Consider the following 13,055-nt stretch of genomic DNA (forward strand, 5'->3'; position numbering starts at 1 on the left):
ACCAGAAGGTAGAAAGTCTGTGCTGCTTGGCTGTGAGTAAGGCTCTGGATTGTGGCTTAAGATTCCGGCAGCCACCGCTTGCACTTTGCGGCCGGAACGCTGATTGACTTCGCGCAACGAAGTGCTGGTCGTCGCTTCAACTGCCTTGACTGAACGTCCGGTAGACCGGTGCTCTGCGTCCTTGTTCATTGACTGGTGAACCTTGGATAGTGAGATGTAGAACAATGGCGATTTTAGTGGCGGTGCCTAGGGAGAACAAGGGGGCGTCGACAGTGGCGCCGCCGCGCTGCGGAAAAGGACGCGGTCTAGCTGGGTCTAACTGGGGAGATGTCCGTGCGGTGACTACACTGTCTAACCATGACTAACCCGAGCGATAACACCACCCACCGCTACACGCCGGAGCTCGCCGCGCAAATTGAAAGTGCCTGGCAGCAGTACTGGAAGGATAACGGTACGTTCAACGCGCCGAACCCAGTTGGGCCGCTCGCGGAGGACGGTAAGGAACTTCCCGCGGAGAAACTGAACGTCCAGGACATGTTCCCCTACCCGTCTGGCGCGGGTCTGCACGTGGGTCACCCGCTGGGCTATATCGCTACTGATACCTTTGCCCGTTATAACCGCATGTTGGGCAAGAACGTCCTGCACACGCTGGGCTATGACGCTTTCGGTCTGCCGGCAGAACAGTACGCCATCCAGACGGGTACGCACCCGCGCACCACGACGGAGGCGAATATCAAGAATATGCGCCGCCAACTGGGTCTTCTCGGTCTGGGTCATGATCCACGCCGCTCGGTGGCCTCGACTGACCCGGAGTTTTATAAGTGGACGCAGTGGATCTTCCTGCAGATTTATAACTCCTGGTTCGATGAGGAGCAGCAGAAGGCGCGCCCGATCTCTGAGCTCATCAAGGAACTCGAGGTGGGCAAGCGCACCACCAAGGACGGCCGCTACTACGCGGACCTGACCAAGGAAGAGCAGCGCAAAGCACTCGACGAGTTCCGTCTGGTCTACCTGTCCAACTCCACCGTGAACTGGTGCCCGGGCCTGGGCACCGTGCTGGCTAATGAGGAGGTCACCGCGGAGGGCAAGTCCGAGCGCGGTAACTTCCCGGTCTTCCGCAAGAACCTGCGCCAGTGGATGATGCGCATTACCGCCTACTCCGACCGTCTGCTCGATGACCTGGAGCTTCTGGATTGGCCCGAAAAGGTCAAGTCCATGCAGCGCAACTGGATTGGCCGCTCCCGCGGCGCGGAGGTCAGCTTCCACGCTGAGGGCTACAACATCGACGTCTTCACCACTCGCCCGGATACCCTTTTCGGCGCGGAGTACGTGGTGCTGGCCCCGGAGCACGAGCTTGTCGACGCCCTCCTCTCCCCCATCCCCTACGAGGATGACGTCGACGAGCGCTGGACCTTTGGCCACGATGATCCGAAGGAGGCCGTAGAAGCCTACCGCGCTTCCATCGCCGCGAAGTCCGACCTGGAGCGCCAGGAGAACAAGGAAAAGACGGGTGTCTTCCTGGGCACTTATGCCACCAACCCGGTCAACGGCAAGCAGGTCCCGATCTTCATCGCGGACTACGTCCTGACCGGCTACGGCACTGGTGCCATCATGGCGGTCCCGGCGCACGATACCCGTGACTACGAGTTCGCCACCGTCTTTGGCCTGCCGATTACTGAGGTGGTTGCTGGCGGCGACATCACCAAGGAGGCCTACACGGAGTCCGGCAAGGCCGTGAACTCCGCCAACGATTCCCTGGATATCAACGGCATGTCCAAGGATGAGGCCATCGCCGCCATCATTCCGTGGTTGGAGGAACAGGGCGTGGGCCGCGAGAAGATCCAGTACAAGCTGCGTGACTGGCTGTTTGCCCGCCAGCGCTACTGGGGCGAGCCCTTCCCCATCGTCTACGACGAGGCCGGCCAGGCCTACCCGCTGCCAGAGTCGATGCTGCCCATCGAGCTGCCGGAGGTAGAAGACTACAAGCCGGTGTCCTTCGACCCGGATGACGCCGATTCCTCCCCGCAGCCGCCGCTGGCCAAGGCTCGCGAGTGGGTTGAGGTAGAGCTGGATCTAGGCGATGGCCCCAAGACGTATTACCGCGACACCAACGTCATGCCGCAGTGGGCAGGTTCGTCCTGGTACCAGCTGCGCTACATCGATCCGACGAATGACGAGATCTTCTGCGATCTGGAGAACGAGCGCTACTGGACGGGCCCGCGCCCAGAAGAGCACGGCGCCAACGACCCGGGTGGCGTTGACCTCTACGTCGGTGGCGTTGAGCACGCCGTGCTGCACCTGCTCTACTCGCGCTTCTGGCACAAGGTGCTCTTCGACCTCGGCTTTGTGAGCTCCAAGGAGCCCTACCGCCGCCTGTACAACCAGGGCTACATCCAGGCCTATGCCTACACCGATTCCCGCGGCGTCTACGTCCCCGCCGCCGAGGTAGTAGAACGCGATGGCGCGTTCTACTACGGGGATGAAAAGGTCAACCAGGAGTACGGCAAGATGGGCAAGTCCCTGAAGAACGCCGTGGCCCCGGATGACATCTGCAACGAGTACGGTGCCGATACCCTGCGCGTTTATGAGATGTCGATGGGCCCGCTGGACACTTCCCGCCCATGGGCAACTAAGGACGTCGTCGGTGCGCAGCGCTTCCTGCAGCGCTTGTGGCGCCTGGCCATCGACGAGAACTCCGGCGAACTGTCCACGACGGACGCGGAGCTCTCCGAGGATGACCTGAAGCACCTACACCGCACTATCGCCGGCGTGCGTGACGACTACGAAAACCTGCGCCTCAACACCGTGGTAGCCAAGCTCATCGAGTACGTGAACTACCTGACCAAGACCTACCCGAAGGGCGCCCCGCGCGCCGCGGTGGAGCCCTTGGCCCAGCTGGTCTCCCCTGTCGCCCCGCACATTGCGGAGGAGCTGTGGAAGCGCTTCGGCCACGAGGAGACCATTACTTACGAGTCTTTCCCGGAGTTCGATGAGAAGTACCTCGTCGACGATGAGATTGAGGTTCCGGTTCAGATCAACGGCAAGGTCAAGGCCCGCGTCATGGTGCCCGCCGATGCCGACCAAGCCACCGTCGTGGGCGTGGCAAAGAGCGATGAGCGCATCGCCGAGCTGACCGCCGGTAAGAACGTGGTCAAGGAGATCTACGTCCCGGGCCGTATGGTCAACCTGGTGGTGAAGTAAAACCAACGCGGCCCCGATCTCGGGGCTGGGGCTGGGCCAGAGCTAATCCAGCTCTTGGTTCAGCTCTTCGCGCACCTTGGTGATGATCGCGCCGAGGAAGCCCTCGCACCCATCGGTGATCATGGGAAACGTGGAATCATCCTCAAGGACGCCCAGCGTGAAGAGCAGGTCGCGGGTGATGGCGTGCGTGTAGTCGTATTCCGGGTTGAACTCCCACTCGCCGCGGAATAAATGGACTAGTTCGAAGGACAGTTGAGGAATGCCCTCCGGTTCGGCGTAGGCATAAGGAATGTTGTTCAGGACGACCTGCGTTGCCCAGAGCGGATCGCTCATGGCCTTGCGGCCATACTTGGTGAGCTTGATATCCGTCGTCGTGGTCTTGATCCAATCCAAGTCCGTCAAGAAACCCCGCAGGTTCAGCAACGGCTGGTGGTAGTCCTCGCGCTTGACCTCATCAAAATCATTGGGGCTATTCAGTCCCTCCTTGAGGCGCGCGACGGCCGCCTGCTTGAGGTAGCCGGCCCCGGTCAGGCGTGGAAATTCCTCGATGACCTCGAGGTATTCGCGTATGCGCTGGCCTACGTGGAGGGCGGTGGCGTCGTCAAGCGCCGGCAGCTCATAGTCGGGACGCAGCTCCGGGTAGGCCTCGTGGATGTCCGCGCGCCATTGTTTCAGCAGCTCCGGGGACGGCACGGGGATGTCCTCGAAGGGTGTGGAGCGGAAGGGATCGAGCGGGAGATCCCCAGGCAGCGCGGGCTTGGTGCCGCCCTCGAGGTTGGCGGCCTCCGTGCCCATGGTGGCCAGGCGCTGTGCCACTGCTGGCGGGAAGAACGTGGTGAGGCGCTGGTGGATTTGGTCCAGTGTGTAGTTGGGGAAGAGCGCGAAGATGCGCTCCATGCTCTCCGTGGGCACGGCCATGTAGGCCATGGTGGCCTGGACGTCGAGGACCACCTTGAACATCGCCTCGGCGCTGCCCAGCTCACTCATCAGATCGGGGCCCTCACCCGCGATAAGCGCGGGAAGGCCCATGACGACGCGCGAGCTATCGGCCACGCTGATGCTGATATTCCAGGCGCCGTCCGAGGGGTGGTAGTGCGCTACCTCCCGGAAAGTCTCGAAAAAGTCTTGGTCAATGATGCTGAGGACGTCGATTGGCGTGCCTTCCTCACCCACGAGGATTCCCGGATGCGAGGGCTCGAGGCCCAGTGCGGCGTGGACGATGATCATCATCTCGCCCACGGTGAGTTCCGCGGGGGCGGCGACGAAGCGGGACGTGGTGAAGAAGGGATTCTCCACGTCGATGCGGACGTTCCTAGCGAGGTTCATAGTGACCGACAGTATTAGAAAACCGTGCTAGCCGCGCGCCAACGCTTCGCCCACACGCTTGCCAGAGTGGATACATCCGCCGAGGAAGGTGCCCTCCAGCGCATTCTTGCCGTGCATGCCGCCACCGCCGAAACCGGAGGCCTCACCGCAGGCGTAAAGGCCGGGGAGTACCGTGCCATCGGGATTGAGGCACTGGCCATCGAGGTTGGTCTCCAGGCCACCGAGCGTCTTGCGGGTCAGGAACTTCAGGCGCACTGCGATGAGTGGGCCCTTGGATTCATCGAGGATGCGGTGCGGGGGAGCCACGCGGATGAGTTTGTCGCCTAAGAAGCCGCGGGCGACGCGCAGGTAGTTGACTTGGGCATCCTTGCTGAAAGGGTTGTTCAGCTGAGAATCGCGGTCTTCCAGGACTTTTCGAAGTTGGGCCACATCAATGGTGGGGGAGCCCTCCGGAGAGATTTCGTTCATTCCGGCGACGAGATCCTCCAGGTTGTCTTCCACGACCCAGTCGATACCGTTGTCCATGAAGGCCTTGACGGCCACGTGAGTGCCGGGGCCCAGCTTGCCGGCGAGCTTCTTGAATTCCTTATCTGTCAGATCCGGGTTCTGCTCCGAGCCGGAGAAGATGAACTCCTTGTCCACGATGGCCTTGTTGAGCACGAACCAGGAGTAACCGTGCCCGGTCTGGCCAATGTAGGCGAGCGCGGCCAGGTTGTCGGTGCCGGGGAAGAGGTTGGTGGGCAGGCGGTTGCCTTCCGCGTCGAGCCACAGCGCCGAGGGCCCAGGGATGATGCGGATGCCGTGGCCGGGCCAGATGGAATTCCAGTTGGTCATGCCCTCGGTGTAGGCCCACATGCGGTCGGTGTTGACCACGGAGGCGCCGGCCTGTTGGGCGATGTCGATGCCGCGGCCGTCGACATGCGCGGGAACACCCGTGACCAGCTCCTTCGGGCATTCGCCCCAACGCTCAGTGGGCCACATCTTGCGTACCTTCTCCAGGTTGCCGCCGATGCCGCCGGTGGCGATGACCACGGCGGAGCCGCGCAGCTCAAAGTGCTTGACGACGTCCCTCGGGCTCGCCTCACCACGCGCCTGGCTGGTGGGGGAGAGGACGCTGCCGCGCACGCCGACGACCCGCGGATTGCCGGCGTCGTCGTTGTCGACGACGAGCTCGTCCACCCTGTGGCGGAAGTGGAATTCTACCTGGCCTTTTTCCTCTGCCTTGAGGAGTGGTTCGCGGAACACGCGCACGACCTCTGGGCCCGTGCCCCAGGTGAGGTGGAAGCGCGGCACGGAGTTGCCGTGGCCGGAGGCATCGCCCGAACCGCGCTCGGCCCAGCCGATGGTGGGCAGGACGTTGAGGCCTAGGCCTTTGAGATAGGAGCGCTTTTCATTGGCGGCGAAGCGCACGTATTCGCGGCCCCACTTCGCGCCCCAGAAATCGTGCCGGTCATCCTCTGTCACCGCGTCGTAGTCTGCGGAGTTAGCCCAGTCGCGCCAGGCCAATTCCTCGGAGTCCTTGACTCGCATCATCTTCTGTTCGGGGGAGTCGACATAGAACAGCCCGCCGAGGGACCAGAAGGCCTGGCCCCCGAGGTTATTGCGGTTTTCCTGTTCCAGGAAAATGACGTGCTTGCCGCCCTTGAGGGCCTCATAGCCGGCGACCATGCCGGCGAGGCCGCTGCCGACGATGATGATGGAATTCTCATCCGAAGTAGTTTCTTTCATGACAGTAATGATAAAAGAAACTAGCCTCGATTGTGTGACTTGGCTCGCAGCTTCGGTTTTAAGCAGAGAGCGTGCGCTAGGCGTAGGTCGTGTTGACCTTCTCCACGAGGGTGAGGACGTCGTAGGTCGCCACAATCTCATCCTCCTGGTTGTAGAGCACGGCGTCCCAGCAGACCTCACCGTAATCATCGGTGACGCGCGGGGTGATGCGCTTGGCGGTCAGCTCTACGCGGATGGAATCGTCATAGGTCACCGGCGTGATGAAGCGCAGGTTCTCCAGGCCGTAGTTAGCCAGGACCGGGCCCGGTGCCGGCTCCACGAAGAGTCCAGCTGCCCAGGAGACCAGCAGGTAACCGTGTGCGACGCGGCGCGGGAAGAAGGGGTTGGCGGTGGCGGCCTCCTCATCCGTGTGGGCGTAGAAGGTATCGCCGGTCTTCTCTGCGAACTCGAGGATCTCTTCGAGGGAGACGTGGCGCAGATCAGAGGCGAACTGGTCACCGATCTGCAGTGTTGCCAGGTCCTTGCGGAAGGGGTGGGTGCCCTGGCCACTGTCGACGTCCGCGCGGGTGACGCGCTGCACGGCGGCGCCGCGGTGCCACTGGCCGGTGATGGCGGTGAGGTGATCCGGGGTTCCCTGAACTGCGGTGCGCTGCATGTAATGCAGGATGCCGCGCACACCACCCAGCTCCTCGCCGCCACCGGCGCGGCCCGGCCCGCCGTGCACGAGGTGCGGAAGGGGAGAGCCGTGGCCGGTGGAGGTCTTCGCATCATCGCGGTCGAGGAAGTGCAGGCGGCCGTGGTGGGCGGCGATGCCGAGGGCATATTCGCGGGCGAGCTGGGGATCGTGCGTAATAACGGAGGCGACCAATGAGCCGGAGCCCAGGGCGGCGAGCTCGACAGCCTCGGCGGGGGAGTCGTAGCCCAGGAAGGAGACGACGGGGCCGAAGGGCTCGGTGTCGTGGACGGCCTGGGCACGGTTATCGGCAAAGCGCAGGATAGTGGGGTTAAAGAAGGCGCCCTCGGCCTCCTCTCCGCCGTAGGCAACCTCACCGCCGCCTGCCTTGAGCTTCTCGACGGCCTCCGCGACGTCCGCCTTCTGATCCGCGGAGACCAGCGGGCCCATGGTGGCGGAGGCATCACGCGGATCGCCCACGACGACCTTGTCGCGCAGGCGTGCGCTGAGGGCTTCGATGGTGGCGTCGACAAGCGCATGCGGGACGATGGCGCGGCGGATGGCTGTACACTTCTGGCCCGCCTTCGAGGTCATCTCGCCGAAGACCGCCTTGACGAAGGCATCGAATTCCGGGGAATCCGCGGTAACATCTGCGCCGAGGATGGCGGCATTGAGGGAGTCCGCCTCCGCGCTGAACTGGATGCCACCCTCGATGACGTTGCGGTGTGCGCGCAGCGTATTCGCTGTATCGGCAGAGCCGGTAAAGGCTACGTGATCGCGGTAATCCAGGTGATCCAGCAGGTCACGAGCGGAGCCGGAGATGAGCTGCAGGCTGCCCTCCGGCAGGATTCCGGAATCGATCATGAGGTGCACGCAGGCCGCGGTGATATAGCCGGTGGGCGTAGCGGGCTTAACAATGGAAGGCACGCCCGCGATGAAAGCCGGGGCGAATTTCTCCAGCATGCCCCAGACGGGGAAGTTGAAGGCGTTGATCTGCACAGCGACGCCGGGGATGGAGGTGTAGATGTGGCGGCCAATGAAGGAACCGTCCTTGGAAAAGACCTCTGCCTCGCCATCCGGCATGACGGTGGAATTGGGCATCTCGCGGCGGCCCTTCGAGGAGAAGGTGAACATGGTGGAAATGCCGCCGTCGATATCGACGAAGTTATCGCGCTTATTAGCGCCAGCCTTGTTGGCCAGTTCGTAGAGCTCTTCGCGGTGATCTTGGAGATAGATCGCCAGCTCCTTGAGCTTGAGGGCGCGCTCGTGGAAGGTGAGCTTCTGCAGCCCTTCGCGCCCGGTATTGCGGGCGTAATCGATGGCGCCGGCGATGTCGAGGCCTTCGGCGCTAACTAGGGCGACGACATCCCCGGTGGAGGCGTCGTGCACGTCCGCAACGCGCGAAGGGTTGTCCGGGGTGAGCCACTGGCCGGAGAGATAGCTGGGGACGAGGGCTTCAGTCATAGCGAAAAGTTTGGCCTTTCCATTAGTTTCCGAACGGTTGGTCAGTAAATACAGGCTAGTATAGTCTGCGTCACATTTCTAGGATTAAGTAAGGAGCACGGCATGGCCGCAGAGGTATGGAAGATTCAGTTGGGTGAGCTGGACAAGAAGATGGGCGTAGAAATCCTGGAAGAGTCGGCCGAGCGGGTGGTGGCCACCATGCCGGTTGAGGGCAACACCCAATCCTTCGGGCTGCTTCACGGCGGCGCGATGGCCTGTATCGCTGAGGCCGTCGGCAGCTGGGCGGCGGTGATTCACGCCTCGACGCTGGGCAAGGTCGCTGTCGGCGTGGACATCAACGCGACGCACCACGCCTCCGGGCGCTCGGGTCAGGTCACGGCGACGGCCACCGCTATCAAGCTGGGTAAGACGCTGTGCTCCCACGAGATCGTCATTACAGATGACGAGGGGAGGAGACTGTGCACGGCGCGTATCACGAATGCGTTGATTTCCCCTAAAGCGGAAGGGAAGTAAGGGAGTCCGTAAATAAAGCGTAAAAATCGGGGTCAAGGGGTGTAAAGATGCCGCAAATAACCCGTAGGTCTAGGGGGGAGCGGGCCTAACGTCAATGCTCGGCAGGTGCTCACCAGCACCGGCGCTCGATGCTCTGGGGCACCGGGCACACCTTGTATTGCTTTCACCCAAGGGGGTCTCTCCCACATGTTGGACATTCTGGTCATCGTGATCGTGGTCCTTACATTTAGCGCTCCCTCCGCCATCAACGAGTTTATGGACGGAGACGCGTAAATCATGAACACCATCACAGCGGTTATCGGGCTCATTATTGTTGTCGCGCTCGTGGCCTATCTCATCATTTCTCTTATTGACCCGGAGCGTTTCGCATGATCGCCAGCATTGTGGCGGTAGCACCGCAGTACCTCGCCCTCTTTGCCCTTCTAGCGGCGGCTTATGTGCCGCTTGGTAACTGGATGGCTCGTACCTATACCTCTGAAAAAGACTGGGCTGTCGAGCGCCTCATATACAGAATTTTGCGGGTTGACCCCAACCGGGGCCATAACGCCAAGAACTACACTCGTGCGCTGCTGGGCTTCAGCCTGGCCTCCGTCTTGGTTCTTTACGCAGTGCAGCGGCTCCAAGCAGTGCTGCCAAGCTTTGGCAACGCCCGCGAAGACGCAGTGGAGCCGTGGATGGCCTTCAACACTGCGGCCTCCTTTACTTCCAACACCAACTGGCAGTCCTATTCCGGCGAAGACACCCTGACCAATGCTTCGCAGATGCTGGGCCTGACCGTACAAAACTTTGCCTCGGCTGCTGTGGGCATGTGCGTGGCTGTTGCGTTGATCCGTGGCATCGGCCACCTGGGTTACCAGCGCGACGTGGCGGCAACGCAGGATGGTCAGAAGCTCATAGGTAACTTCTGGGTGGACCTCACCCGTGGTCTGGTTCGCATCCTGCTTCCCCTGTCACTCATTATCTCCACCGTGCTCATCCTTGGCGGAACCATGCAAACCTTTGGATCCAACCTGGTCACTGACTCTGGCGTGGATATCTCCCGTGCTCCTGTGGCCAGCCAAGAAGCTATTAAGCTGCTGGGCACCAACGGTGGTGGCATCTTCGGAGCTAACTCGGCGCACCCGTTTGAGAATCCAACGGGCTTTACCAACCTGGTGGAGATCTTCTCCCTGCTCGTCATCTCTTTCTGCATGATTCGCACGTACGGCGTGATGCTTAAATCGCAGAAGCACGCGTGGACGCTGCTCGGCGTTGCCGGTGGTCTGTGGACCGTGATGGTTGTCTTAGTGACCTGGGCACAGCACACCCTCGTCGGCGGTGCTTCCCAGTTGGCAGGCGCCAACATGGAAGGTATCGAACAGCGCCTTGGCATTGACGCTTCGGCATTGTTCGCCGTGTCCACCACGGGTACCTCGACGGGTGCGGTGGACTCCATGCACGATAGCTATTCCCCGCTGGGCGGCGGCTTGCTCATCCTCAACATGCTGCTGGGTGAGATCGCTCCAGGCGGTGTGGGCACTGGCCTCTATGGCCTCTTGATTGTGGCCATCCTAGCAGTGTTCATCGGTGGTCTCCTGGTAGGCCGCACACCGGAGTTTATGGGCAACAAGATTGGACGCAAGGAAATTTCGGCAGTCAGCCTCTACATCCTCACCATGCCGGTTCTAGTCCTCGTGGGCGTCGGAGCCTCCGTGGCGCAGCGCAAGCTTGTCGAGCTATCTGCAACCAACTTCGGCGCGCCGGGCACAGCGGACAATGCGCACGGCCTCTCTGAAGTGCTTTACGCGTTTACCTCCGCGGCCAACAACAATGGCTCGGCTTTTGCAGGTCTCACGGTGACTGAGCCCTGGTGGCAGATCACGTTGGGCTTGGCCATGCTGTTGGGCCGCTTCTTGCCCATCGTCTTCGCCCTATACCTAGCCGGAAGCCTGGCAGGGCAGAAGCGCCAGGCCACCACTGCCGGCAGCTTGCCCACGTCCGGCATCACCTTCTCCCTGTTGACCATCGGCGTCATCCTGCTGGTCGCAGCACTCACCTTCTTCCCCGTCCTCACCCTGGGTCCCATTTCGGAGGCACTATCATGACAACCCCTACCATGACCGCTGAGCAGGTCAAGGCTCCTCGCACAAAGACTGCGGACAAAAACAGCGGTCTTGCCGCTGCGGCGCTGAAGGCGCTGCCGAGCAAAATGTCCCCGCTTGCCCAAGCACGCAACCCCGTGATGTTCGTCGTGTGGGTCGGCGCCGCACTGACTACGGTGTGGTCCATCATCAACCCCAGCTTCTATGGATGGGTCGTGACTATATGGCTGTGGTTCACTATCGCCTTCGCGGCCTTTGCGGAGGCTTATGCCGAAGGCCGCGGAAAGGCCCAGGCCGACAGCCTGCGCTCTGTGCGTGATGATGCCACTGCCAACCTAATAACGGACTCCGGCATTGAGGTGGTCCCTGCGTCTGAGCTCACGAGAGGCTCTATCGTGCGAGTGGAAGCCGGGGAGACCATCCCGGGTGACGGTGACGTCATCGAAGGTGCCGCTACCGTCGACGAGTCTGCTATCACGGGTGAATCGGCTCCCGTCGTCCGCGAGGCCGGCGGTGACCGCTGCGCCGTGACTGGCGGCACCGTGGTGCTCTCTGACTCCATCAAGGTCAAGATCACCTCTGAACCGGGTTCCACTTTTGTGGACACGATGATTGCTCTGGTGGAAGGAGCCGAGCGCCGCAAGACTCCGAATGAGATTGCGCTGAGCATCCTTCTTTCCACGCTGACTATCCTCTTCCTCATCGCCGTGACGGCTTTGGCTCCCATGGGTTTGTTCACCGGCGCTGAGTTGTCCCCGCTGTCCCTCGTCGCGCTGCTGGTATGCCTCATCCCGACGACCATCGCCGCACTGTTATCCGCCGTGGGTATCGCCGGCATGAACCGCCTCGTTCGCCACAACGTTCTGGCCACTTCCGGCCGTGCGGTGGAAGCAGCCGGTGACGTCGCCACGCTTCTTATGGATAAGACCGGCACCATCACGTACGGCAACCGCCAGGCCACGGGCCTGATCGTGGCTTCGGGTGTGAACGAACGTGAAGCTGCAGAGATTGCACGCATTTCTTCCCTGGCGGATGAAACCCCGGAGGGCCGCTCCATCGTCTCCTGGTTGACGGAGAACTACTCTCTGTCTAGCGAGGGCGACGCGGAAGCTCGGAAGGCTGAAGTCATCCCGTTCAGCGCTTCTACCAGGATGTCTGGTCTCGACCTGGCTAACAGAAAGCTGCGCAAGGGCGCGGGCGACGCCGTGCGAAAGTGGGTAACTGAGGCAGGCGGCACGTGGCCGCAAGAGATCGAGGATTCAGTAACCCAGATTGCGCAAGACGGCGGTACCCCGCTGCCAGTTGCCGTGGAAGAATCCGATGGCAGCCGCAAGGTGATCGCGGTGGTGCAGCTGAGTGACGTCGTCAAGCCCGGCATGGCCGAGCGTTTCGCCGAGCTGCGCCAGATGGGTATCAAAACCATCATGGTCACCGGCGACAACCCGCTGACCGCCGCGGCCATTGCTAAGGAAGCCGGTGTCGATGACTACATCGCCGAGGCCACCCCGGAAGATAAGCTCGCCCGCATCCGCGAAGAACAGGCGCAAGGCCGCATGGTGGCCATGACCGGTGACGGCACCAACGACGCCCCGGCCCTGGCGCAGGCGGATGTGGGAGTAGCCATGAACACTGGTACCTCCGCGGCGAAGGAAGCCGCCAACATGGTGGACCTGGACTCTGATCCGACGAAGCTTATCGACGTCGTTCGCATTGGTAAGCAGCTGCTGATCACCCGTGGTGCGTTGACCACCTTCTCCTTGGCCAACGACTTGGCAAAGTACTTCGCCATCCTGCCGGCGCTCTTCTCCGCGCAGTTGCCGCACTTGGAACGCCTCAACATCATGCACCTGCATTCGCCTGAGTCCGCCATCGTGTCTGCGGTGATCTTTAACGCGCTCATCATCGTCGCGCTCATCCCCTTGGCGCTCAAGGGCGTGTCGTATAAGCCAGCCTCCGCGTCCTCACTGTTGCGCCGCAACCTCGGTATTTGGGGATTAGGCGGCGTGATTACCCCGTTCATTGGCATCTGGCTCATTGACCAGGTCGTCTCCCTCCTCCCAGGCCTCTAA

Annotated in this window: 8 protein-coding genes; 5 read left to right on the forward strand and 3 right to left on the reverse strand. The window is 61.8% G+C overall.

Annotated elements, in window-relative coordinates; translation table 11 throughout:
• Positions 1-357 precede the first annotated feature (357 nt).
• Entirely contained in the window at positions 358-3,201 is a 2,844-nt protein-coding gene (gene leuS / locus ACUY3D_RS08515) for a leucine--tRNA ligase (protein ID WP_448240867.1), read from the forward strand.
• 42 nt (positions 3,202-3,243) lie between these two features.
• On the opposite strand, the gene ACUY3D_RS08520 is transcribed toward leuS, so the two are convergent.
• The 3 genes from ACUY3D_RS08520 to paaZ all read right to left on the reverse strand — a co-directional run bounded on the left by ACUY3D_RS08520 (position 3,244) and on the right by paaZ (position 8,392).
• Positions 3,244-4,527: a hypothetical protein gene (locus ACUY3D_RS08520; protein WP_070533691.1), complete on the reverse strand. Its 1,284-nt coding sequence runs from the start codon at positions 4,525-4,527 to the stop codon at positions 3,244-3,246.
• 27 nt (positions 4,528-4,554) lie between these two features.
• Positions 4,555-6,255, reverse strand: a complete 1,701-nt coding sequence (locus ACUY3D_RS08525) for an FAD-binding dehydrogenase (protein WP_448240869.1) — start codon at positions 6,253-6,255, stop codon at positions 4,555-4,557.
• Between the two features lie 76 nt (positions 6,256-6,331).
• A complete protein-coding gene (paaZ, locus tag ACUY3D_RS08530) occupies positions 6,332-8,392 on the reverse strand; it encodes a phenylacetic acid degradation bifunctional protein PaaZ (protein WP_448240871.1) in 2,061 nt (686 codons plus the stop codon).
• 102 nt (positions 8,393-8,494) lie between these two features.
• Here paaZ and ACUY3D_RS08535 point away from each other — a divergent pair, with 102 nt between their 5' ends.
• The 4 genes from ACUY3D_RS08535 to kdpB all read left to right on the forward strand — a co-directional run bounded on the left by ACUY3D_RS08535 (position 8,495) and on the right by kdpB (position 13,055).
• A complete protein-coding gene (locus ACUY3D_RS08535) occupies positions 8,495-8,905 on the forward strand; it encodes a PaaI family thioesterase (RefSeq protein ID WP_070510093.1) in 411 nt (136 codons plus the stop codon).
• 276 nt (positions 8,906-9,181) lie between these two features.
• Positions 9,182-9,277, forward strand: coding sequence for a K(+)-transporting ATPase subunit F (kdpF, locus tag ACUY3D_RS08540; protein WP_039672809.1), 96 nt, complete (start codon positions 9,182-9,184; stop codon positions 9,275-9,277).
• The gene (gene kdpA / locus ACUY3D_RS08545) at positions 9,277-10,989 is read left to right on the forward strand and encodes a potassium-transporting ATPase subunit KdpA (RefSeq protein ID WP_371326328.1); all 1,713 of its coding nucleotides are present in this window, start codon (positions 9,277-9,279) and stop codon (positions 10,987-10,989) included. The genes kdpF and kdpA overlap by 1 nt, the downstream gene beginning before the upstream one ends.
• Positions 10,986-13,055: a potassium-transporting ATPase subunit KdpB gene (gene kdpB / locus ACUY3D_RS08550; protein ID WP_154736139.1), complete on the forward strand. Its 2,070-nt coding sequence runs from the start codon at positions 10,986-10,988 to the stop codon at positions 13,053-13,055. The genes kdpA and kdpB overlap by 4 nt, the downstream gene beginning before the upstream one ends.

It is taken from the genome of Corynebacterium guaraldiae, from assembly GCF_053480195.1.